Annotated in this window: 17 protein-coding genes; 13 read left to right on the top strand and 4 right to left on the bottom strand. The window is 67.5% G+C overall.

What is annotated here, in order from left to right; all coding sequences use genetic code 11:
- Positions 1-513 precede the first annotated feature (513 nt).
- The 3 genes from ASD86_RS28195 to mnmG all read left to right on the top strand — a co-directional run bounded on the left by ASD86_RS28195 (position 514) and on the right by mnmG (position 3,876).
- Positions 514-639: a hypothetical protein gene (locus ASD86_RS28195; protein WP_255357277.1), complete on the top strand. Its 126-nt coding sequence runs from the start codon at positions 514-516 to the stop codon at positions 637-639.
- A gap of 98 nt (positions 640-737) precedes the next feature.
- The gene (locus tag ASD86_RS08405; RefSeq protein WP_157476546.1) at positions 738-1,262 is read left to right on the top strand and encodes a hypothetical protein; all 525 of its coding nucleotides are present in this window, start codon (positions 738-740) and stop codon (positions 1,260-1,262) included.
- Between the two features lie 724 nt (positions 1,263-1,986).
- Complete coding sequence (mnmG, locus tag ASD86_RS08400; protein WP_056109402.1) at positions 1,987-3,876, top strand: tRNA uridine-5-carboxymethylaminomethyl(34) synthesis enzyme MnmG; 1,890 nt, start codon at positions 1,987-1,989, stop codon at positions 3,874-3,876.
- 405 nt (positions 3,877-4,281) lie between these two features.
- Here mnmG and ASD86_RS08395 read toward each other — a convergent pair whose 3' ends face one another.
- A complete protein-coding gene (locus ASD86_RS08395; RefSeq protein ID WP_056109400.1) occupies positions 4,282-5,874 on the bottom strand; it encodes a glucan biosynthesis protein D in 1,593 nt (530 codons plus the stop codon).
- 315 nt (positions 5,875-6,189) lie between these two features.
- On the opposite strand from ASD86_RS08395, the gene ASD86_RS08390 reads away from it, so the two are divergent.
- The 6 genes from ASD86_RS08390 to ASD86_RS08365 all read left to right on the top strand — a co-directional run bounded on the left by ASD86_RS08390 (position 6,190) and on the right by ASD86_RS08365 (position 13,478).
- Positions 6,190-7,869 (top strand): NAD(P)/FAD-dependent oxidoreductase, encoded by a 1,680-nt coding sequence (locus ASD86_RS08390; protein WP_056109398.1) that lies wholly within the window; start codon positions 6,190-6,192, stop codon positions 7,867-7,869.
- 142 nt (positions 7,870-8,011) lie between these two features.
- On the top strand, positions 8,012-9,439 hold the full coding sequence (locus tag ASD86_RS08385) for a serine hydrolase domain-containing protein (protein WP_162253632.1): 1,428 nt from the start codon (positions 8,012-8,014) through the stop codon (positions 9,437-9,439).
- A 206-nt stretch (positions 9,440-9,645) separates the two neighbouring features.
- Complete coding sequence (locus ASD86_RS08380; RefSeq protein WP_056109394.1) at positions 9,646-11,541, top strand: M61 family metallopeptidase; 1,896 nt, start codon at positions 9,646-9,648, stop codon at positions 11,539-11,541.
- Between the two features lie 95 nt (positions 11,542-11,636).
- Positions 11,637-12,296, top strand: a complete 660-nt coding sequence (locus ASD86_RS08375; protein WP_056109392.1) for a hypothetical protein — start codon at positions 11,637-11,639, stop codon at positions 12,294-12,296.
- 87 nt (positions 12,297-12,383) lie between these two features.
- A complete protein-coding gene (locus ASD86_RS08370; protein WP_056109390.1) occupies positions 12,384-12,977 on the top strand; it encodes a 3'-5' exonuclease in 594 nt (197 codons plus the stop codon).
- A 102-nt stretch (positions 12,978-13,079) separates the two neighbouring features.
- Positions 13,080-13,478, top strand: coding sequence for a putative quinol monooxygenase (locus ASD86_RS08365; RefSeq protein WP_157476335.1), 399 nt, complete (start codon positions 13,080-13,082; stop codon positions 13,476-13,478).
- Between the two features lie 183 nt (positions 13,479-13,661).
- Here the strand turns inward: ASD86_RS08365 and ASD86_RS08360 are convergent, their stop codons facing one another.
- Both ASD86_RS08360 and ASD86_RS08355 read right to left on the bottom strand, forming a co-directional pair.
- Positions 13,662-14,276, bottom strand: coding sequence for a cytochrome b/b6 domain-containing protein (locus ASD86_RS08360; RefSeq protein ID WP_082578183.1), 615 nt, complete (start codon positions 14,274-14,276; stop codon positions 13,662-13,664).
- Entirely contained in the window at positions 14,273-15,382 is a 1,110-nt protein-coding gene (locus ASD86_RS08355; RefSeq protein WP_056109388.1) for a catalase family peroxidase, read from the bottom strand. Before ASD86_RS08355 ends, ASD86_RS08360 begins: the two co-directional genes overlap by 4 nt.
- A 182-nt stretch (positions 15,383-15,564) precedes the next feature.
- On the opposite strand from ASD86_RS08355, the gene ASD86_RS08350 reads away from it, so the two are divergent.
- The 3 genes from ASD86_RS08350 (at position 15,565) to ASD86_RS08340 (ending at position 17,193) form a co-directional block, all read left to right on the top strand.
- Entirely contained in the window at positions 15,565-16,080 is a 516-nt protein-coding gene (locus ASD86_RS08350; protein ID WP_056109386.1) for a sigma-70 family RNA polymerase sigma factor, read from the top strand.
- Between the two features lie 64 nt (positions 16,081-16,144).
- Positions 16,145-16,912, top strand: a complete 768-nt coding sequence (locus ASD86_RS08345) for an anti-sigma factor (RefSeq protein WP_056109384.1) — start codon at positions 16,145-16,147, stop codon at positions 16,910-16,912.
- 32 nt (positions 16,913-16,944) lie between these two features.
- Positions 16,945-17,193, top strand: a complete 249-nt coding sequence (locus tag ASD86_RS08340) for a hypothetical protein (protein WP_056109383.1) — start codon at positions 16,945-16,947, stop codon at positions 17,191-17,193.
- A 433-nt stretch (positions 17,194-17,626) separates the two neighbouring features.
- Here the strand turns inward: ASD86_RS08340 and ASD86_RS08335 are convergent, their stop codons facing one another.
- Positions 17,627-21,316 carry an indolepyruvate ferredoxin oxidoreductase family protein gene (locus ASD86_RS08335; protein WP_056109381.1) on the bottom strand — a complete coding sequence of 1,230 codons (3,690 nt, stop codon included), beginning with the start codon at positions 21,314-21,316 and terminating at the stop codon, positions 17,627-17,629.
- A 286-nt stretch (positions 21,317-21,602) separates the two neighbouring features.
- Here ASD86_RS08335 and ASD86_RS08330 point away from each other — a divergent pair, with 286 nt between their 5' ends.
- On the top strand, positions 21,603-21,974 hold the full coding sequence (locus ASD86_RS08330; RefSeq protein WP_056109379.1) for a hypothetical protein: 372 nt from the start codon (positions 21,603-21,605) through the stop codon (positions 21,972-21,974).
- Positions 21,975-22,070: the final 96 nt, after the last annotated feature.

The following is a 22,070-nucleotide window of genomic DNA, read 5'->3' as shown; positions in this document are numbered from 1 at the left end:
GACAACAGCCACAGGTGATAGGGGATATCCGGCGGAGCGGCGCGTGCGGGCCGCTGCGTTCCTCATGCAATCGACCCGGCGCTGACGCCAAGGTTCCCGGCGTGGCCCCGCCGCGGGCCGGTGAGGCGAGCCGGTGCATGGGTCGTGCCGAGCGCGGACCGTTCCATGGCCGGGTACCGCCGTTCGTGGGCTAGCTTACCCCGGGGCCGGCGCGGCCAGCGCCCCGTCGTCCCTGCGATGGATGTCATGCACAAGGCGTTTTGTGAGCCCGTACCGCTATTGCGATTTGCGCGACCGCTAGCTTATGCACAGGGTCATGGAAGATTTCAGCGCCAAATACCTACTTATGGTGCATGTAGCCATACGGATGGCTGCCTGTCGGGTTTCGCGCATAGGATGTTCCACGGTCGAACCGTCGCTCGATGGCCGGACCCGACACGCTCGCGGCCGCCGTATTCGCGGCCGCACACCACCAGGCGCGGCCATATCGACGCCACCACAGGGGAACACTTCATGCTCCGCAAACTCTCGGTATGTGTGCTGATCGTCCTGCTCACCGGTTGCCTGCCGCCGCGCATGGCCCCGGAAGAGCTGAGCCAGGCGCCGCGCGCGCAGGCGGCGAACAGCGCCAAGTCCTGAACCGTATAGGCTCCGGCTGGTTGAGTTAAGCCCGAGTTCAACGCATCGGGCAGAAGCTGAATCCCTACTCGGGGGGTCTGCCCATGATCCGCAAATTGATGATTCCACTGGTCGCGGCCAGCCTGTTGGCGGGTTGCGTATCCGACTATTCGCTGCGTGGCGGCGGTGGCGGCGGCTCGTACTACTACGGCCGCCCCAGCGTCGACTACAACTATTACGGCGGTTACGGCGGCTATTACGGCCCCGGCTACGGCTATCCGTACGGCGAGGCCTATCGCTACCGCGGCTACGGCTATCCGGGCTATTACGGCGGCGGCTATTACGGTGGTTACCCGTATGGCTACTACCCGCGCCCGCATTATCCGAACCGCCCGGGCCGTCCGCACAACCCGTCGCGGCCGCCGAACCCGCGTCAGGACGGCGGGGTGCCGTGGCGCGATACGCGTCCGGTCGGCGGCGGCGCCTGGGCGCCGAACAATCCGGTTCAACAGCAGCCGCAGCCGCGCGCCTACTCGGCGCCGCAGCCGCGCAGCTTCTCGCAGCCGCAGATGCAGCCGCGCATGCCGACCGCTCCCTCGGTCCGTCGCGATGGTGGCCGGGCGTGGAAGGACGTCGAGCGCTGAACCGTTGCCGGGCGCCCGGTCGGACGCCGCTCCCGGTCGGGCGGCGCCGGCCTGAACCGCTTCTTGCCTGAACCGTTTCTTGCCGGTCATCCGCCCGGTCGTCGGCTGTGCCGAAAGTGGAACGGTGCGCACTTGCGTTCACGCCGAAGTGACAGCAATCTACCGCTACTGACCGCTTGCGTCGCATTTGGACGTTTTCGGTAAGCACAGGCTTCTATGTCGGCGCCTGGCGAGGAATCACGGATCCCCCCTGTTCCGTCCTTGTCAGGCGTCGGCGCCCATTCCCTCGGCGACGAGGCACGGCGAAAAAACGCGCGCATTGACGCGCGTTTTTTCGTTTCCGGTCAATGACTTGGTGATTTGCCCGAGCGGCCGCGCCAGCTCGGATGCCCACGGCGTGCGGGGCCTGATGGCCTCACGGCCCGCCCAAACGCCAGGCAATAAAAAGGGGCCGAATGTCCCCCGACATTCGGCCCCCCGGCTTCCCCCGCGAGCGCTTGGCCAGCCCCTGTTCCAATTCCAGCCGGCGTCTAGCGCCTGCCCCGCAAGGTGCATGAGTAGCTACGCATGATCCGTGCCAACCAGGGCCGGGATTCGGGAGTGGGGATTCGGGATTCGGTAAGCGCGTGAGACAATCCGCCCCCCAGCAACATCCTGGCAACAACGGCTCGGCGCCGCTTTCGCCTTTGCGAATCCCGAATCCCCACTCCCGAATCCCGGCCTCATGAACGACTCCTTCTATCGCTACGACGTCATCGTGATCGGCGGCGGCCACGCCGGCACCGAGGCCGCGCTGGCGTCGGCGCGGGCGGGCGCGCGGACCTTGCTGCTGACCCATTCGGTCGAAACCGTCGGCGCCATGAGCTGCAACCCGGCCATCGGCGGCATCGGCAAGGGCCATCTGGTCAAGGAGATCGATGCGCTCGGCGGGATCATGGCGCGCGCGGCCGATGCCGCCGGCATCCAGTGGCGCCGGCTCAACGCCAGCAAGGGCCCGGCGGTGCGGGCGACCCGCTGCCAGGCCGATCGCGGTTTGTACCGAAGCTTCATCCGCCGCGCGGTCGAAGCGCAGCCGGGCCTGACCTTGTTCCAGGCCGCGGTTGACGACATCGTGTTCGACGCCGGCCGGGTCAGCGGTGTACTGACCCAGACCGGCCTGCGTTTCCACGCGCCGGCCGTGGTGCTGACCGCCGGTACCTTCCTGGCCGGCAAGGTCCACGTCGGCCAGACCACCTACGCCGCCGGCCGCGCCGGCGATCCGCCCGCGACCGCGCTGGCCGCGCGCCTGCGCGAAGGCCCGTTCGTGGTCGACCGGCTCAAGACCGGCACCCCGCCGCGCATCGACGGGCGCAGCCTGGATTATTCGGTGATGGAGGAGCAGCCCGGCGATGATCCGCGTCCGGTCATGTCCTTCCTGGGCACCCAGGCCGACCATCCGCGTCAGGTCTCGTGCTGGATCACCCATACCAGCGAGCGCACCCACGAGATCATCCGCGGCGCGCTGGACCGCTCGCCGCTGTACACCGGCCAGATCGAAGGCATCGGCCCGCGCTACTGCCCCTCGATCGAGGACAAAGTGGTGCGCTTCGCCGAGAAGGCCAGCCACCAGATCTTCGTCGAGCCCGAGGGCCTGGACGTGGCCGAGATCTACCCGAACGGGATCTCGACCTCGCTGCCGTTCGACGTGCAGCTCGATCTGGTGCGCAGCATCCGCGGCTTCGAAAACGCGCACATCACCCGTGCCGGCTACGCGATCGAGTACGACTTCTTCGACCCGCGCGGGCTCAAGAGCACGCTGGAGACCAAGGCCGTTACCGGCCTGTTCTTCGCCGGCCAGATCAACGGCACCACCGGTTATGAGGAAGCCGCCGCGCAGGGCCTGCTGGCCGGCGTCAACGCGGCGCGTTTCGTGCGCGGCAGTGAGGGCTGGAGCCCGCGTCGCGACGAGGCCTATCTGGGTGTGCTGGTCGACGACCTGATCACCCACGGCACGCTCGAGCCGTATCGCATGTTCACCTCGCGCGCCGAGTACCGGCTGCAGCTGCGCGAAGACAACGCCGATCTGCGCCTGACGCCGACCGGGCACGAACTGGGTCTGGTCGACGAGGCGCGTTGGTCCGTGTTCGCGCGCAAGCGCGAGGCGATCGAGCGCGAAAGCGCGCGTCTGGCCGGGGTATGGGCCGCGCCGAACAATGCGCTGGGCCGCGAGATCGCGCAAACCCTGGGCATCGAGGTCAGCCGCGAATGCAGCGCGCGCGATCTGCTCAAGCGTCCCGAGCTGGATTACGCCAAGTTGATGCAGGTGCCGAGCCTGGGCCCGGCGGTGGACGCGGCCGAGGTGGCCGAGCAGGTCGAGATCGGGGTCAAGTACGCCGGGTATCTCGACCGCCAGCGCGAAGAGATCGAGCGCCAGCAGCGCAACGAGAGCACCGCGATCGCCGAGGATTTCGATTACGCCGCCGTGCGCGGCCTGTCGCTGGAAGTGCAGCAGAAGCTCGAGCGCGTGCGCCCGCAGACCGTGGGTCAGGCGCAGCGCATTCCGGGCATGACCCCGGCGGCGATTTCGCTGCTACTGGTGCATCTCACGCGCGCGCGGCGTTCGCGGGTGGCTTGAGCGGGAGCGGGCAGCGCGACGAGTCGGTGTCGCGATTGCGACTGTAGGAGCGGCGCGAGCCGCGACCGCGTCATCACCGCTACGACGAAACTTACGACGCAGTTGCGTTGGCGCGGTCGCGGCTTGCGCAGCTCCTACAGGCAGCCGCCGTGAGGTCGTCCCAGGTATGACCTCGGCTGCGATCTAGTGGTTGCTTATGCATCGCGCGCGCGGAGCGTTCGTTAATGGCGTGAGCTGGGAGCGCAAGGACGAGTTGGTGTCGCGATTGCGACTGTAGGAGCGGCGCGAGCCGCGACCGCGGCAATACGATCACGACGAACTTACGACGTAGTTGCATTGGCGCGGTCGCGGCTTGCGCCGCTCCTACAGGGGGCGCCCGTGAAATCGGCCTGTGCTTTAAGGAACTCAATACACCTTGCGCTCGCCCTTCGCCGGCGGCGACCACTGATACAGCCAGGTTTCGCTCAGCGCGCCGCTGGCGTCCTTGAGGAACAACCGCAGATCGATCTGTTCGGTCGAATCGCCCGGCGGCACCGCGTCGAACATCACCCGATAGCCACCGATCTCGTGCAGCGGTCGGCACGACACGGTTTCCAGTTTGCCGCCGCCGCCTATCTGCAGCACCGGTTCGACTTTGGCGTCGCGTTTGGCCAACGCGGCCAGCGGGCCGCCGGCGAAATCCACCGCGAAGCGCCAGGAGAAATAATCGCGCTTGAAGCCGATGCGCCCGCCCAGGCCGGTGCGGGTGGAGACGCAATGCGCAAGCTTCGGCACCGCCGGCGGCTGCGCGCCCCAGTACAGACGATAGCCGTACAGCAGCTCCTGCCCAGCCTGCGGTTTTTCGCGCGGGTTCCAGAACGCGACGATGTTGTCGAAGGTTTCGTCCAGGGTCGGGATCTCGACCAACTGCACCGAGCCCGCGCCCCAACCTTGCTTGGGTTCCACCCACAGGCATGGGCGCTTGTCGTAGAACACGCCGTCGTCCTGGTAATGATCGAAATTGCGGTCGCGCTGCAACAGGCCGAAGCCACGCGGGTTGTCGTCGCTGAACATGTTGAAGCGCAGGTGCTCGGGATTGCACAGCGGGCGCCAGATCCATTCGCCGCTGCCGCTCCACATCGCCAGGCCATCGGTGTCGTGGATCTCCGGGCGCCAGTCCCAGTCCATGCGGCGGTCGTTCTCGCCGGTCTGGTACATGCTGGTGCATGGGCCCAGGCCGAGGCGTTCGATGGTCTTGCGCGGGTACAAGGCGCAGTCGATGTCCATCAACAGCACTTCGCCCGGGGTGATCGCGAAGCGGTAGGCACCGGCGATGCTGGGCGAGTCGAGCAGGCCGTACACGACCACGGTGTTGGATTGCGGCGACGGGCGTTCCAGCCAGTAGGCGACGAAGTCGGGGAATTCCTCGGCGTGGCCGGTGCCGGTGTCGATCGCCAGGCCGCGCGCGGACTGGCCGTACTGGCCCTCGACCCCGACCGCGCGGAAATAGCTGGCGCCCAGGAACGCGGCGAAATCGCGTTCGGGGTCCTGGCGGGTGTTGAGGCGGAAACCGGCGAAGCCCAGGTCGGCCGGCAGCGGCTTGCCATCCAGGCCGCTGCGCTTGCGGTCGAACATGCTTGGGTCGTAGGCGATTTCGCGCGCCTGGCCGGCGTCGACTTCGTACATGCGCACCGGCGACTTGAAGAACAGGCCCAGGTGGAAGAACTGGGCCAGGAACTTGCCGTCGCCGCCGCCCCACAGGGCGTGGTCGCGGTTAAAGCGGATCGACTGGTACTGGTCCCAGTCCATCGCCGCGACCGGCGCCGGCAAGGTGGTGCTGCGCGGCGCATAGGCGCGCTGGGCGAGCGCGCGGGCCTGGCCCTTGAGCGCGGCGAAATCGAACGGCTGGGCCGGTCCGAGCTTGGTCGCGGCGGGGCCGGTCAGGGCCAGCGCGGGCAGGGGCAGGCCGAACGAGGCCAGCGCGGCGGCCGCGGATTTGAGGAACTCGCGTCGGATCATGGGGCAGGCGACGGGGTAGCGATGGGGGTGGAGCATGCTAGCCAATCGCGGCGCGGGGTTGGTTAGGGGTTTGTCTAGGTGGGGCGTGGGTCGCGGTTGTGGGCGTGCGGCCCTCATCCGCCCTGCGGGCACCTTCTCCCGCTTCGCGGGAGAAGGGAGCGAGGCATTGCTTCGAGTTGAGATGGATGGGCGGCGCCGCTTGTCTCCCTCCCCCGCTTGCGGGAGAGGGCCGGGGTGAGGGCACGCGCAAGCGCGGTGATGGCGACGACGACCGCCAAAAAACCACCCACCCACGAAGCCTCTTAGAATATCGCCATGCTTCGAATCACCGACCTCCGCCTGCCGCTGGATCATCCCGAGCGCGCACTCACCGATGCCGTGCTCGCGCGCCTGCGCATCGACGCCGCCGACCTGAGCGGTTTCACCGTCGCCAAGCGCAGCTACGACGCGCGCAAGCGCGGCGGCATCGTGCTGATCTATTCGCTGGACGTGGACACGCCGCGCGAGGCCGAGATCCTCGCGCGCGAACAGGCCGGCGTGGAACTCACTCCGGCGAAGAAACGCGACAAAGGCCCGGCCGACACTAGCAAGGTGCTGCCGACGCCCGACACCGAGTACAAGTTCGTCGCCCGCGCACCGGCCACGCTGCCGCTGCGACCGATCGTGATCGGGATGGGGCCGTGCGGCCTGTTCGTCGGCCTGGTGCTGGCGCAGATGGGTTTTCGCCCGATCATCCTCGAACGCGGCAAGGCGGTGCGCGAACGCACCGTCGACACCTTCGGCCTGTGGCGCAAGCGCGTGCTCAATCCCGAATCGAACGTGCAGTTCGGCGAAGGCGGCGCGGGCACGTTCTCCGACGGCAAGCTCTACAGCCAGATCAGCGACAAGCACCATCACGGCCGCAAGGTGCTCAGCGAATTCGTGCTGGCCGGCGCGCCGGAAGAAATCCTGTATGTGAGCAAGCCGCACATCGGCACGTTCCGGCTGGTGTCGATGGTCGAGAACATGCGCGCGACGATCGAATCGCTCGGCGGCGAAATCCGCTTCTCGCAGCGGGTCGAGGACGTGCTGATCGAAGACGGCAAGGTGCGCGGGGTGAGTCTGGCCGACGGCCAGCAGTTGCGCGCCGATCATGTCGTGTTCGCGATCGGCCACAGCGCGCGCGACACCTTCGCGATGCTGCATCAGCGCGGTGTGTTCATGGAGGCGAAACCGTTCTCGATCGGCTTCCGCATCGAACACCCGCAATCGCTGATCGACGCCGCGCGCTTCGGGCCGCAGGCCGGGCATCCTATCCTCGGCGCGGCCGATTACAAGCTGGTGCACCACTGCCGCAACGGCCGTTCGGTGTACAGCTTCTGCATGTGCCCGGGCGGCACCGTGGTCGCCGCGGCGAGCGAACCCGGCCGCGTGGTCACCAACGGCATGAGCCAGTACTCGCGCAACGAGCGCAACGCCAACGCGGCGATCGTGGTCGGGATCACGCCGGAGGATTACAAGGCCTACGACGACAGCGGCTCGCCGCTGGCCGGCGTGGCCTTGCAGCGGCATTGGGAAGCGCAGGCGTTCGCGCTCGGCGGCGGCGAATACGAGGCGCCGGGCCAGACCGTCGGCGATTTCCTCGCCGGCCGCGCTTCGACCGCGCTCGGCGCGGTGCAACCGTCGTACACGCCGGGCGTGCGGCTCAGCGATCTGAGCGCATCGCTGCCGGACTACGCGATCGCCGCGATCCGCGAAGCATTGCCCGCGTTCGACAAACAGCTCAAGGGCTTCGCCCTGCCCGACGCGATGTTGACCGGGGTGGAGACGCGCACGTCCTCGCCGGTGCGCATCACCCGCGGCCCCGACGGCCACAGCCTCAACACCCGCGGCCTGTTCCCGGCCGGCGAGGGCGCCGGTTACGCCGGCGGCATTCTGTCTGCGGCGGTGGACGGGATCCGCACCGCCGAGGCGGTGGCGTTGAGCATCCTCGGCGACGCGGGCCGCGCGGCCTGAGTATCCGCGTGGCCTGATCGTCGGCGGTGTTTGCCGCCGATGCACATCGCGACGATGCGGCCGGCGACCTGACTTATGGCCATGTCGCGGGCGCGCGCGGCTGGCTAAGGTCGAGGTCGGTTCCCTGCACAGGATGTGGTTCATGCGCGTTTGGATGTCGCTGGCGTTGAGCGCCGGTCTTTGTGTTGCGCCATCGTTGTGCGCGTCCGCGGCCGAAAAACCTGCGGCTACGATGGTGCAGCCGGCGTCCGCGGCCGAGGTCGCGGCGTACGCGCGGCAACTGCTCGCCGACAACGCCGCCGCCGACGGCCCGGGCATCGCGATCCTGGTCGCGCGCGGCGATCAGGTGCTGTTCCGTGGCGCGCGCGGCCTGGCCGACGTTGAACTCGGCGTACCGCTGACTCCGGACCAGGTGTTCCGCATCGGATCGGTGACCAAGCAGTTCGCCGCGGCGGGCGTGCTGAAACTGGTCGAGGCCGGCAAGGTCGGGCTCGACGATCCCGTGTCCAAGTACCTCAAGGACTATCCGAATGGCGGCGCGATCAGCGTGCGCCAGTTGCTCAATCACACCTCCGGGGTGAAGAGCTACACCGGCATCGACGGCTACATGACCGAGTCGATCAAGCGCGACTTGAGCACGAAGGCCTTGATCGACGTGTTCAAGGATCTGCCGGTGGATTTCGCGCCGGGCCAGGGTTATGCGTACAACAATTCGGGCTACGTGCTGGTCGGCGCGGTGATCGAAGCGGCCAGCGGAAAACCCTGGCATGCCTACCTCGATGAAACTCTGTTCAAGCCGCTCGGCCTGACGCAGACCCGCTACGGCGACGTGCATGCGCTGATTCCCGGTTACGTCAACGGCTACACCCGCATCGACGATCGGGTAGCGCCGATGGGCCATCTGGACATGAGCCAGCCGCACGCGGCCGGCGCGCTGGTGTCCACGCTCGACGATCTGCTGCGCTGGAACCTGGCCTTGCACCAGGGCAAGGCGCTGCAGCCGGCGAACTACCGCGCGATGACTTCGCCGGAAGGCAAGGCGGCCAAGAGCGACTACGGTTACGGGATCAGCCGCGTCACGGTGCGCGGACGCACCGGGTATGCGCATGGAGGCGGGATCTTCGGGTTCGCGTCGTACCTGCTGTACCTGCCCGAGTCGAGGACGACGGTGGCGGTGCTGACCAATACCGATACCGGTCTTCCGGACCGGCCGGGCCTGGACAAGCTCAGTCGTACCCTGGCCGCGGTGGCGGTGGGCGATGCGTATCCCGTTCCCGTCGCGGTGCCGGTCGCGGCGTCCGCGCTGCAGCAGGCCGAAGGCGTGTACCGGCAGTCGCCGCAACGCGCCTGGGTGCTGCGGGTGGTCGATGGCGCGCTGACCGTGCAGCGTATCGGCGGCAAGCCGATCGCGTTGACGGTGGTGGCGCGCGATACCTTCGTTTACCCCGATCGCATCGCGCGCATGACCCTGGAGCGCGATGCGAAGGGCGCGGTGACCGGGATGCGGTTCTTCCCCGATGGCAGCGGCGAGAGCGAGTTCACCGCGCGCAGTGGCGAAGCGATGCCTTGACTCGGGATTGGGGATTCGGGATTGGGGATTGGGTGGGCGTTAGGTAACGCGCCGAAGCGGCTTGCCGGGTGTCCCGATCTTGCGCGGCCGCTTTGCCTAATCCATCGCGCCGGACCGGCGGCGCGGGTCCATGCCCAATGGCAGGGGGCAAGCCCGGCGGCATGGTTAGGATGCTCAATCCAGTCCCAGGCATCGCCGGAGCTCTCATGCGTCGACCCACCCTCGCCCTGTTGCCCGTGCTGCTCGCCGCGGCGCTGCCCTTGTCGGCCGCGCACGCGCAGACCGCGGCGCCGCGCGACACGCCGTATCCGGGCACCTTGCAGCTGGAGGTCGACGCCACCGACATCGCCCGCCGGGTGCTGCACGCGCGTCAACGCATCCCGGTCCAGGTCGGGCCGCTGACCCTGCTGTTTCCGCAGTGGATCCAGGGCAACCACTCGCCCAGCGGCCCGATCGACAAGCTCGCCGGCCTGCGCATCCGCGGCAACGGCCAGCCGATCGCATGGACCCGCGACCCGCTCGACGTCTACGCCTTCCAGCTCACCGTGCCCGCGGGCGTTAGCGAGATCGAGCTCGACTTCGACATGCTCACCCCCACCGCCGGCAACCAGGGCCGGGTGGTGATGACGCCGGACATGCTCAACGTGCAGTGGAACCAGGTCGCGTTGTACCCGGCTGGCTACTACGCGCGCGGCATCCAGATCGCGCCGAGCCTGAAACTGCCGCCCGGCTGGCAGGCCGGCACCGCGCTGGACCTGGACTCGCGCCAGGGCGACACCCTGCGCTATCGCGCGGTGCCGTTCGATACCTTGCTTGATTCGCCGGTGTACGCCGGCCGTCACTACAAGCAGATCGATCTCGATCCGGGCGCGAAGGTCCCGGTGCGGATCAACATCGTCGCCGACGCGCCCAAGTTTCTCGAAGCCAAGCCCGAGCAGATCAAGCTGCACCGCGAACTGGTCAGCCAGGCGTACAAGCTGTTCGGCTCGCATCATTACGACCACTACGATTTCCTGTTCTCGCTGTCGAGCCAGATGAGCGGCAACGGCCTGGAGCATCACCGCTCCAGCGAAAACGGCGTCGACCCGGACTATTTCACCGGCTGGGACGGCAGCAGCATCGTCGGCCGCGATCTGCTCGCGCACGAGTTCGTGCATTCGTGGAACGGCAAGTACCGCCGCCCGGCCGGCATCACTTCGAGCAACTTCAACCAGCCGCTCAGCGACGGCCTGCTGTGGGTGTACGAAGGCCAGACCCAGTACTGGGGCTATGTGCTGACCGCGCGCGCGGGATTGTGGAAGCCCGAGTTCGCGCGCGATGCGCTGGCGATGGTCGCGGCGCGTTATGCCGACGACCGCCCCGGCATGAGCTGGCGTTCGATCCAGGACACCACGCTCGACCCGGTGATCGCGATGCGCCGGCCGAAGTCGTACGGCAGCTATCAGCTCAGCGAGGACTACTACAGCGGCGGCCAGCTGGTGTGGCTCGCGGTCGACGCCAAGTTGCGCGCGCTCAGCGGCGAGAAGCGCTCGCTCGACGATTTCGCGCGCGGCTTCTTCGGCGGCGAAAACGGCGATTACCAGGTCAAGCCTTACCAGTTCGAAGACGTGGTCGCCGCCTTGAACCAGGTCGCGGCCTTCGACTGGGCGAGCTTCCTGCGCGAACGCATCGACGCCAAGGCGCCGCCGCTGGACGGCCTGGCCGCGAGCGGCTGGAAACTGAGCTACACCGATACGCCCAGCGACTTCCTCAAGTTCGCCGAAGCCGATCGCAAATACACCGACCTGACCTATTCGCTGGGCCTGAACCTGTCGGGCGACGGCGCCATCAGCACCGTGCGCTGGGACGGCCCCGCGTTCAACGCCGGCATCGCCCCGGGCAGCACCTTGCTCGCGGTCAACGGCTACACCGCCAGCGGCGAGCGGCTCAAGGACGCGGTCACCGCGGCCAAGGACGGAAAGCATCCGATCGAACTGATCGTCAAGAACGCCGACGTGATCAAGACCGTGCGCATCGATTACCGCGACGGCCTGCGCTATCCCAAGCTCGAACGCATCGAGGGCGCGCCCGATCGCTTGAGCAAGATCTTCGCGCCGAAGTAAGCGCATCTGCCGCGCTCGCGCGATGGCTTGCCGTCGCCGAGCGCATGCGTTTGAATCGAATGGCTCGCGCCAGTCGCACGAGCCATGGGGAAGGCATGAACGACGAGCAGACCGGATTCGACCTGTCGAGTTTCCAATCCGCGGGACTGGACTACCTGGGCCGCAGCGACGGCTTGCATCTGTGGCGCGACGGTAACGGCGATTCGGTTGCCCTGGCCAGTTTCGCGCGCCCGCCGGACATCGGCGCGGACCTGGACGACCCGCCCGCGCTGCGCGCTTTCTACCGCGCCGCCGTCGAACCGGCGGGGTGCGGCGTGATCGAGATCGACAGCGTGCGCATCGACGGCTGCGCGGCCGTGCGCACCGTGTTCAAGCAGGCGCACCAGCCCAGCGGACGGTGTTACCTGGGCTCGCTGACCCTGCCGTTCCGCGACGCCAGCCACGTGCTGCAGGTGTTCTGCGCCGAGGAAGGCATCACCGGCGTGCGCGACAACGCCGTGCTCATGCAGTTGCTGCAGTCCGGCGAACTCGAATTCGGCGACGACGGCGTGCTCGGTTGGCTCGACGACCCGTACGAGCCCGGACTGGAGGGGCCGTTGACGCGCAACCGCTCGGAACGACGCGAGCATGATGCGGGTTTCCCCGAGCATCCGCTGAGCCGCGTGCGCGCCCTGCTCGATCGCCTCCAGGGCGAACTGCGGGTGAGCGAGGACAGCAAGCGTCAACCCGCCTTCCGTTTCCGCGCCCAGGCCTGAGCGCGGTCCACGTCGACCGGTCGTACCCCGATCGGCGGTAGCTCGGCGGCATGTCGGCGGGTCGAGGCTTGCGCGACAATGCCGCGCATGAACACTACTGAAGAGATACAAACGCCGGGAGAGCCCGCCCACTACCTGCTGATCGATTTCGAGGCGACCTGCGCCGACGACCAATCGGTCCCGCGCGCGCAGATGGAAATCATCGAGATCGGTGCGGTGATGGTCGAGACCGAAACGCTGAAGGTCATCGACGAATTCCAAAGCTTCGTGCGGCCCGTGCGGCACCCGCGTCTGACCGGGTTTTGCACCCAGCTGACCTCGATCCGCCAGGCCGATGTCGACGCGGCGCCGTCGTTCGCGCAGATGCTCGACGCCTTCAAGCCCTGGCTTTATCGCTATCGCGATTTCGTCTGGGGTTCGTGGGGCGATTACGATCTGCATCAGTTGCAGCAGGACTGCGATTTCCATCGTCTGCCCAATCCGATCGGCGCGGCCCATCGCAACATCAAGCTGGCGTTCGCACAGGCGCAGGGCCTGAGCAAGAAACCCGGTCTCGGCGGCGCGGTGCGCATGGCCGGGCTGACCTTCGCCGGCACCCACCATCGCGGCATCGACGATGCGCGCAATATCGCCCGGCTGATGCCGTACGCGCTCGGCCGCGCGACCCTGCCGTCGCGTTGATCCACACTTGCGCATGCCAGCGTCGGCATGCCTCGATCTGTCCTTGTGGCGGTCCGCGATCGGGCGCTAGAGTCGGCGCGCACCCGCCCGCCCCAGACCCGCATGCCTTTCGACCGACGCCAGTTCATCGTCCTCACCGGCGCCGCCGCGCTTGCGTTGGCGTTGCCGGGGCATGCCGCCACCACGGAGACCCGGACCATGTACGGATTGATCGGCAAGATGAAAGCCGCCGCCGGCCAACGCGACGCCCTGATCGCGATCCTGCTCGATGGCATCGACGCGATGCCCGGTTGCCTGAGTTACATCGTCGCGCGCGATCCCAAGGATGCCGATGCGATCTGGATCAGCGAAGTCTGGGACAGTCAGGACAGCCATCGCGCCTCGTTGGCATTGCCGTCGGTGAAGTCCGCGATCGCCAAGGCCAGACCGATGATCGCGAGTTTCGATGAGCATCATGAGATCGAACCAATCGGCGGGCACGGACTGACGAAGGCGCGTTGATCGCAGCGGTCGTGCGCCTCGCGTATCCGCGATTTCCGTAGCGATCGTTGTTTGTGCGTTTCGCGGTCGCGGCTCGCGCCGCTCCTACAGGTAGATACGTGGCCTACGATCCACACTGTAGGAGCGGCGCGAGCCGCGACCGCGAACCGCGCCAACCGGCGCAACCCAAACGCAATTGCGATCTCAACGCGCGGACGCATCCTCGACAGACGATGCAACCACATCGCCCGATGGCGGCGACGACGCGCCGTCATCGCGCATCCCACCCCGCCACACCATGCTGCGCAACACCCCATCGCGCCGAATCAGGCCGTGATACAACGCCGCCGCCAGATGCAGCAGCACCGTCGCGAACAACAGGTAAGCCAACGTGCGATGCAGCCAACGCAACAATGCGAACACGCTCGGGTCGAACGGCGCGATCGGCGGCAGCACGATGCCGGCGCCGAGGCTGACTGGATAACCTCCGGCCGACAGCATCGCCCAGCCGATCAGCGGCAGCGCGAACATCAGCGAGTACAACAGCCAATGCGAGGCGCGCGCGGCGAAGCGTTGCAGCGGCGGCAGATCGATCGGCAACGGCGGTGGTTTGCGCAGCAATCGCAGCGCCAGACGCAGCACCGCCAACGCCAGAATCGAAATCCCCAGCGGCTTGTGCAAGGCGAGCAGCCAGGTGTGCTTGTCCGACACCGTCGCGACCATGCCGGCGCCGATGAACAGCATGCTCACGATCATCAACGCCATCAGCCAGTGAAGCACGCGCGCCGGCCACCAGAACATGTCCTCGTTGCGGTTCATCGCGGCAGCTCCTTCGGCGGATGGCCGCCGGCTTGCGCTTCTTCGGCGGTGCGGCGGCGGTAGGATTCGGCGTACGCGGACGAGCGCGCGGCCAGCAGCGGATCGTCGGAGCCGGCGATGCCGTCGGGCAGGATCAGCGGGTCGTAGTTGATGTCGCGGCATTCGCCCGCGTCCTGCGCTTGCGCGCGGGCGAGCACGATGCGGCCGGCGTCGATTTCGCGCCGGTCGGGCGGCCAAACCCGGGTGGCGTCGGCGGTCGGATCGCCCGGCGCGGCCAGGGTCACCCACAGCCGCCACTGCAGCGGTCCCTGCGCCAGGCGTCGATCCAGTTCGTCGGCGAGCACGTTCTGATCCTGCGCCGTCAGCGGCAACGCCGCCGCGCCGTTGTCGGGTTCCACCCGCCAGCGCACCGCTTGGCGCGTGCCGGCGGCGTCGACGAAATAGAACGCGTTGAGGCCGTAATAACGTTCGGTCGCGTAGCTCGCCGACGGCTTGCGGTCTTTCGCCCAGGCGCGAAACGCCGCGGTTTCCGGATGCGCGGCGAAGAACGCCTTCTGCCTGGCCGGATCGGGTTTGCCGGTGGCGGGATCGGGCGCGCCGGCCTGCAATTGCGCGAAGAACGCCTGCGGCGTGGCGACCGGAAACACCGGCATGCTGTTCATGCCGGTCCGCCACTGCTGGCCGTCGGCCTGGGTGAAGCGCAGGGCGAAGCTGCGGATCGGCACGCCGCCGTCGGGCGCGTAGGGGTTGCCGCCGGGCAGGGCGAAGCGCCCGACCACCGGCGTGCGTCCGCGCGCGAACACGCCGGCCTTTGAATACGCCGCGGCCTCGCCGCTGCTGTCGAAATAACCGATCACGCATACGCCCTTGGCGTGGTTGCGGCGATAACCCGGATGCAGGCCGCCGTTGGCCTGCAGATCGTCGACGATGCGCTTGGGCGTGAGCCGCTGCGGGTCGAGCGGGCCGGCGACATAGGCGAACGCGGCGGCCGCGGCGCCGACCACGAACGCGATCAGGGCATAGCGGGCGAGCGGCGCGGGCGGCCGCGAGGACGTGGACGAAGGAACGGTTGAGGCGTTGGCTGAGTCGGGTTCGGGCGGCGACATGGCGGGGTCTCGGTGGGGGCGCGATACCGGTACGACGCCCGGCCGCGGGGTTTATTCCCGGCTGGATGGAATAAAGCGATCGACGCAATCATCCTCAACGGAATCAGCGGGCCGACGGAATAAACTGCGGCCTGCGGCGTCTCACCCATGACGTCCTCTCCGAGCGCCCGCTCCGCCCGCCCATGCCCGCCCACGAGCTCGACACCGCCCTGCGCGAACAACTGCCGTCGTTGCGGCGTTTCGCGCGTTGGCTCACGCGCGATCCGCACGCGGCCGACGATCTGGTCCAGGCCGCGCTGGAGCGCGCGATCACCCGCTGGCACAGCCGCCACGACGATCAGGCGCTGCGGCCGTGGCTGTTCGCGATCGTCTACCGCCAATTCCTCGATGCGCAGCGGCGTTCGCAGCGCTACGCCGGGCTGTTGTCGCGATTGGGTCTGGCCGGCAACGAGCATCAACCCTCGGCCGAACGCGAGTTCGTCGCGCGCTCGGCGTTGGAGGCGATGCAACGCCTGCCGGTCGAGCAGCGCAGCCTGCTGCTGTGGGTCTCGGTGGAAGGGCTGAGCTATCAGGACGTCGCCGACATTCTCGAGGTGCCGATAGGAACGGTGATGTCGCGGCTGTCGCGCGCGCGTCAGGCCTTGCGCCGGCTCAGCGAAGGCGAGACGCCGGGGCCGGCGTTGAGGTTGTTGAAATGAAGTCGTTTAGTGAAGTTGTTCGGATGATCCATAGTTTTCCATCGCACTGTGCGAGCGCCGTCGAATGAACATCCCCAGCGAACACGATCTGCATGCTTACGTCGACGGACGTCTCGATGCCGCGCGTCGCGCCGAAGTCGAGGCCTGGCTCGCGCGTCATCCCGAATCGGCCGAGGAATTGCGCGCATGGCAACGCGATGCGCAGCAACTGCGCGCCGCGCTGGCCGGCGACGCCCTGAGCGCGCAGCCCGAACTCGACCCCGCGCGCCTGCGCCGCGGCCTCACCCGCAAGCGCAACGCGCGTTACGCGATGGCCGCGGCGATCGTGCTGAGCATCGGCGTGGGCGGCCTCGGCGGTTGGCAGGCGCGGGTGTGGTCGCAGTCGGTCGACGCGCCGTCGTTGCAGGCGCAAGCGCGACCGCTGCCGATGGCCGATGCGATCGCCGCCCATCGCTTGTTCGCGGTGCGTCACGATCTGCGCCTTGATCGCACGGACGGTACGGGCGACCTGCAGACCTGGCTCGACGCCAATTTCCGCGCGCCCATGCGGCTGCCCGATCTGAGCGCGGCGGGCTTCCGTCCGTCGGGAGTGCGGATGCTGTCGACTGAACAGGGCGCGGCGGCGCTGGTGGTGTATGCCGACCCGTCCGGCAACGCGATCAGCTTCTACATCCGGCCGCCCGGCCCGCAGCGCCACCTGCTGCCGCGCGGCGACCGCCGCGACGGCGATCTGTTCGCGCAATACTGGTCGCGCGGCGACTACAACTATGCGATGGTGAGCCGTGGTGATTCGGCGAACGTCGTCAGGCGCGCGCTGGCAGGCGCGATCTGATCGCGCACGGTTCGATCTCGAGGAAAACGGTCATGACGGCGGCGCCGAAGGAAACGCAGCAAGCCCACGAGGGCTTCACGGAGTTTCTGCATTTGTTGGCCGAGGGTTCGGCGACGCAACAGGACTGGCGGCGCCACGCGATCGCGCATTACAGCGATGCCGCGCTGGAAACGGCGCGGATGGAACTGGTCAAGGTGTCCCTTACCGATTCGCGCATGCCCACCGATTCGTCCAAGGTCCGCGACGCGGCGAGCGAGCTCATCCGCCGCCTGGCCATCTGAGCGGAACCTCCTCGCGGGGATCGGCTTGCGCCAGGCGCAGGGGCCGATGGGGTTTTCGAGGTTTTTTGATCCGCAGCTTAGCGCACTGCGACGCGATTCGATCGGGTTGGCGTGAATCTGTCCGATATCGGTCTGACTCCGCTCGGATTTGTCCGCGTTCGGGGCTGTTTGATCGGCGCGGCCTGGCTTGCGCGTTTCGACAGCGATCTCACTTGGCGCTTCAAAAGCAAATCCCCCCTGCCCCCCTTTTTCAAAGGGGGGAATCTCCTGCAGGGATGTTTCAGATCGTGTGGGTCACATCGCTTCGATTTCGGCCAGATCGTCCCGTGCTGTTCCCCCCTTTGAAAAAGGGGGGCAGGGGGGATTTGCTCTTGCCCTCTCGCCCATAAAAAACCCCGCTTTCGCGGGGCTTTTTATTGCGACCGACCAAACCTCAAGCCGCCTGCACGATCCGCAGCGGATTGCGGTATTCCTTGAGCAACTCCGCTTCGCGCGCCTTGGCCTTGTGCAGGTGATCTTCCTTGACGTGGCCGTAGCCGCGGATGTGCTCGGGGATGCCGGCGATCTCGGCGGCCAGGTCGACGTTGCCGCCGTCCAGGGTCGGCAGCAGATCGGCGATGGTCTGCTCGTAATCGGCGATCAGCTGGCGCTCCATCTTGCGTTCCTCGGTGTAGCCGAAGATGTCGAAGGTGCCGCCGCGCAGCTTGCGCAGTTTCGCCATCCACTTGAACGCGGTGAACACCCACGGGCCGAATTCCTGCTTGATCAGGCGGCCCTGCGCGTCCTTCTTGGCCAGCAGCGGCGGGGCGAGGTGGAACTTGAGCTTGTAATCGCCTTCGAACTGCTGCTCCAGCTTGCGCTGGAAATCGCCGCTGGTGTACAGGCGCGCGACTTCGTACTCGTCCTTGTACGCCATCAGCTTGAACGAGTAGCGCGCGACCGCCTCGGCCAGATCGGTCGAACCCGGCGCCTTGGCCTGCTCGGCGCTGCGCACCTTGGCGACGAAGTCCGAATAGCGCTTGGCGTAGGCGGCGTCCTGATACTCGGTCAGGAACGCGACGCGGCGCGCGATCAGTTCATCGAGCGAACGCGACAGGCGCAGGTCGTCGAGCGGCAGGAACGCGACGTTGTCGCCGTCGGCCTTGGCCGGCACGTGGCGCAGCTCGTCTTCGTTGCGGGTCGCGCGCGGCGCCGAGGTGGCGCCCCATTCGTTGCCTTCCCATTCGCCCGGCGCCAAATGCGGCAGGTCGTGCGGAGTGGCTTCGGCCGCGGTCGGCACCTTGCGGGTCACGCCGGCGGCTTCGGCCACCGACTGCGGATCGATCGCGGCCAGGCGGCCCCAGGCGAACGCGGTCTTGTTCATTTCGATCGCCGCGCCGTTGAGCTCGACCGCGCGCATCAGCGCATCGAAGGTGATCGGCACCAGCGCGCGCTGCCAGGCGTAGCCCAGGATGAACAGATTGGTCGCGATCGCATCGCCGAGCAGCGCGGTGGCGAGCTGGGTCGCGTCGACGATCAGCGGATCCTGTCCGCCGAGCGCCTGCTTGATCGCGGCGACGATGTCGGTCGCCGGGAACTGCATGTCCGGACGGGTGGTGAACGTGCCCGGCATCGCTTCGTAGCTGTTGAGCACGACCTGGCTGCGGCCGGCGCGCACCTTCGACAGCGCCCAGTAATCGTTGACCACGACCATGTCGCAGCCGAGCACGAGGTCGGCTTCGCCCGCGGCGATGCGCACCGCGTGGATGTCGGCCGGGGTCTTGGCGATGCGGATGTGGGTGGTGACCGCGCCGCCCTTCTGCGCCAGACCGGTCTGGTCGAGCACGCTGGCGCCCTTGCCTTCCAGGTGCCCCGCCATGCCGAGCAACGCGCCGATGGTGACCACGCCGGTGCCGCCGACGCCGGTGATCAGGATATTCCACGGCGTGTCGAGCGACGGCAGCGACGGCATCGGCAGGTCGGCGAGGCGATCCTTGGCCGAACCCTTCTTCTTGCGCACGCCGCCGCCTTCGACGGTGACGAAGCTCGGGCAAAAACCATTGACGCAGGAATAGTCTTTATTGCAGTTGGACTGATCGATCTCGCGCTTGCGGCCGAACTCGGTTTCCTTAGGCAGCACCGACACGCAGAACGATTTCTTGCCGCAGTCGCCGCAGCCTTCGCACACCAGCGTGTTGACCATGACCCGCTTCTGCGGATCGACCATCTTGCCGCGCTTGCGGCGGCGGCGCTTCTCGGTCGCGCAGGTCTGATCGAAGATCAGCACGCTGGTGCCCTTCACTTCGCGCAGGCGCTTTTGCACCGCGTCGAGCTCGGAGCGATCGTAGAACTCCATGTCGCTCGGGAAGATTTCGCGCTTGTGCCACTTGCCGATATCGTCCGACAGCAACACGATCGTGTGCACGCCTTCCGAACGCACCTGATGCGCGATCTGCGGCACCGACAAGGTTCCGTCGACCGGCTGACCGCCGGTCATCGCGACCGCGTCGTTGTAGAGGATCTTGTAGGTGATGTTGACGCCGGTCGCGACCGACTGGCGGATCGCCAGCGAACCGCTGTGGAAATAGGTGCCGTCGCCGAGATTCTGGAACACGTGCTGGGTTTCGGTGAACGCCGCCTGCCCCGACCAGGTCACGCCTTCACCGCCCATGTGGGTGAAGGTGTTGGTGTCGCGATCCATCCACGTCACCATGTAATGGCAACCGATGCCGCCGAGCGCGCGCGAGCCTTCCGGCACCACGGTCGAAGTGTTGTGCGGGCAGCCCGAGCAGTAATGCGGCACGCGCGGGAACGAGGCGCGCGGCAAGGCGAGTTCGCTTTCCTTCTCTTCCATCCAGCGCAGCACTTCGCGCATGTGTTCGCTGTCGTGGAAGCGCTGGATGCGGCGCGCGATCACGCCGGCGATGCGCGCCGGGGTCAGTTCGCCGGTCGACGGCAAAATCCACTCGCCGCTTTCGTCGTACTTGCCGACGATCGACGGACGCCGCTCGCCGTCCCAGTTGTACATCGACTCCTTCATCTGGCTTTCGATGAAGGCGTGCTTTTCCTCGACCACCAGAATGTCGTCCAGGCCGCGCGCGAACGCGCGCAGGCCGACCGGTTCCAGCGGCCAGGTCATGCCGACCTTGTACACGCGGATGCCCAGGTCCGAGCACGCGCGCTGATCCAGGCCGAGGTATTCGAGCGCCTGCAGCACGTCGAGGTAGCTCTTGCCGGTGGTGATGATGCCCAGCCGCGCGTTCGGCGAATCGATGACGATGCGGTCGATCTTGTTGGCGCGCGCGAACGCCTGCGCGGCCTTGACCGCGTACTGGTGCAGGCGCATCTCCTGATCCATCGGCGGATCGGGCCAGCGGATGCTCAGGCCGCCCGGCGGCAGGACGAAATCGTCGGGGGTAATGATGTTGAGCGCGAGCGGATTGACGTCCACGGACGCGGACGATTCAACCGTTTCGGCGATGGTCTTGAAGCCGACCCAGCGGCCGGTGTAACGCGACATGGCCCAGCCGATCAGGCCCATGTCGAGGATGTCCTGGACGCCGGCCGGGTTGAGGATCGGCATCATCGCGCTGGTGAACTCGCCCTCGGAGCCGTGCGGCAAGGTCGAGGAGCGGCAAGCGTGATCGTCGGCGGCCAGCGCCAGCACACCGCCGTACTTGCTGGTGCCGGCGGCGTTGGCGTGCTTGAGCACGTCGCCGGTGCGGTCCACGCCCGGGCCCTTGCCGTACCACATGCCGTACACGCCTTCGACCTTGGCGCCGGGGAACAGATTGGTCTGCTGGGTGCCCCAGACCATGGTCGCGCCCAGGTCCTCGTTGAGGCCGGGGGTGAATTTCACCCCGGCCGCTTCCAGGTGCTTGCGCGCGCGCCACAGCTCCAGGTCGAATCCGCCCAGCGGCGAACCGCGGTAGCCGGAGATGAAGCCGGCCGTGTTCAGGCCCGCGGCCTGATCGCGCAGGCGCTGCATCAGCGGCAGGCGCACCAGCGCCTGCACGCCGGACAGGTAGATGCGGCCTTCCTGACGGGTGTACTTGTGCTCCAGCCCGTAATCCGGGTCGAGGACACTGTTGGTCAGGGAGGTATTCGCCGACGAGGGCGAGCTGAGTTCTGCGGTGCTGGTCATGGCGGGCTCTCGCGGCGGTGCCGCGGGTTGGCTGGCGGGGGCGTTCGGCGGACGGTGCAGCGATGGGCCGGACCGGCGGTGGCGCGCCGGGGACCGAGCAAAGACTCGGAATTATAGCAATCGCGGGGATTGGGGCCGAAAGGCGGAGCGGGTGTGCCGGGGCGGGGGCGCCCTGGCCGCGGCCGATAGTGACGTGCGCTACCGTGTGGTCCGAAAGCGCGCGGTTCCAAACCCTGCGGCGGTCTGGTCGTAACAGGGCGGCGCGGCGAGCGCATTGCCACTTCACTTGAGCGAAGACAACACGATGCCGTCAGCCGCGAATCAACGTCCCGCCGATGCGCGCGTGCTGTTCGAACTGCTTGCGGCGGAGCATGGCGGGAGGACGAGCGCCGTCCTCAGCGGTTACTCGCCGGCCTACGCGGTGCGCGTGGATTACTGGACCTCGGTGCGGCATGAGTTCATCGATACCGATAGCGTCGAACCGGGCGCGCGGGCGCAGGCGTGGGTGTGGTTCCTCACACCCGAGGCCTATCCGGGCCTGGTGTGGCCCGGGCGCGTGTTTGACGTGGCCGAAGGCGAGCGGCGCGTGGCGAGCGCGACGGTGGTCGAGGTCTTCAATGCGGTGTTGGCGCGCGATCCGGCGTCAGCGGATCGATAGCCGCGCCGCGGCAACGCGGCGTTTTGCCGGCTCGTTGTAGCCGAGCCTTGTCCGTAGCCGTCGCCCGATTCGGGTCGAGACCTGCAGGCTCCGATC

This window comes from Lysobacter sp. Root690 (assembly GCF_001427785.1).
Classification (GTDB): domain Bacteria; phylum Pseudomonadota; class Gammaproteobacteria; order Xanthomonadales; family Xanthomonadaceae; genus Lysobacter.
This window is presented reverse-complemented; position numbering and strand designations above follow the sequence as displayed.

What these genes read in the sequence shown, in the direction of transcription:
- ASD86_RS28195 (WP_255357277.1), top strand. Translation starts at nt 514, where the DNA reads ATGCTCCGCAAACTCTCGGTATGTGTGCTGATCGTCCTGCTCACCGGT.
- ASD86_RS08405 (WP_157476546.1), top strand. Translation starts at nt 738, where the DNA reads ATGATTCCACTGGTCGCGGCCAGCCTGTTGGCGGGTTGCGTATCCGAC.
- mnmG (WP_056109402.1), top strand. Translation starts at nt 1,987, where the DNA reads ATGAACGACTCCTTCTATCGCTACGACGTCATCGTGATCGGCGGCGGC.
- ASD86_RS08395 (WP_056109400.1), bottom strand. Translation starts at nt 5,874, where the DNA reads ATGATCCGACGCGAGTTCCTCAAATCCGCGGCCGCCGCGCTGGCCTCG.
- ASD86_RS08390 (WP_056109398.1), top strand. Translation starts at nt 6,190, where the DNA reads ATGCTTCGAATCACCGACCTCCGCCTGCCGCTGGATCATCCCGAGCGC.
- ASD86_RS08385 (WP_162253632.1), top strand. Translation starts at nt 8,012, where the DNA reads ATGCGCGTTTGGATGTCGCTGGCGTTGAGCGCCGGTCTTTGTGTTGCG.
- ASD86_RS08380 (WP_056109394.1), top strand. Translation starts at nt 9,646, where the DNA reads ATGCGTCGACCCACCCTCGCCCTGTTGCCCGTGCTGCTCGCCGCGGCG.
- ASD86_RS08375 (WP_056109392.1), top strand. Translation starts at nt 11,637, where the DNA reads ATGAACGACGAGCAGACCGGATTCGACCTGTCGAGTTTCCAATCCGCG.
- ASD86_RS08370 (WP_056109390.1), top strand. Translation starts at nt 12,384, where the DNA reads ATGAACACTACTGAAGAGATACAAACGCCGGGAGAGCCCGCCCACTAC.
- ASD86_RS08365 (WP_157476335.1), top strand. Translation starts at nt 13,080, where the DNA reads ATGCCTTTCGACCGACGCCAGTTCATCGTCCTCACCGGCGCCGCCGCG.
- ASD86_RS08360 (WP_082578183.1), bottom strand. Translation starts at nt 14,276, where the DNA reads ATGAACCGCAACGAGGACATGTTCTGGTGGCCGGCGCGCGTGCTTCAC.
- ASD86_RS08355 (WP_056109388.1), bottom strand. Translation starts at nt 15,382, where the DNA reads ATGTCGCCGCCCGAACCCGACTCAGCCAACGCCTCAACCGTTCCTTCG.
- ASD86_RS08350 (WP_056109386.1), top strand. Translation starts at nt 15,565, where the DNA reads ATGCCCGCCCACGAGCTCGACACCGCCCTGCGCGAACAACTGCCGTCG.
- ASD86_RS08345 (WP_056109384.1), top strand. Translation starts at nt 16,145, where the DNA reads ATGAACATCCCCAGCGAACACGATCTGCATGCTTACGTCGACGGACGT.
- ASD86_RS08340 (WP_056109383.1), top strand. Translation starts at nt 16,945, where the DNA reads ATGACGGCGGCGCCGAAGGAAACGCAGCAAGCCCACGAGGGCTTCACG.
- ASD86_RS08335 (WP_056109381.1), bottom strand. Translation starts at nt 21,316, where the DNA reads ATGACCAGCACCGCAGAACTCAGCTCGCCCTCGTCGGCGAATACCTCC.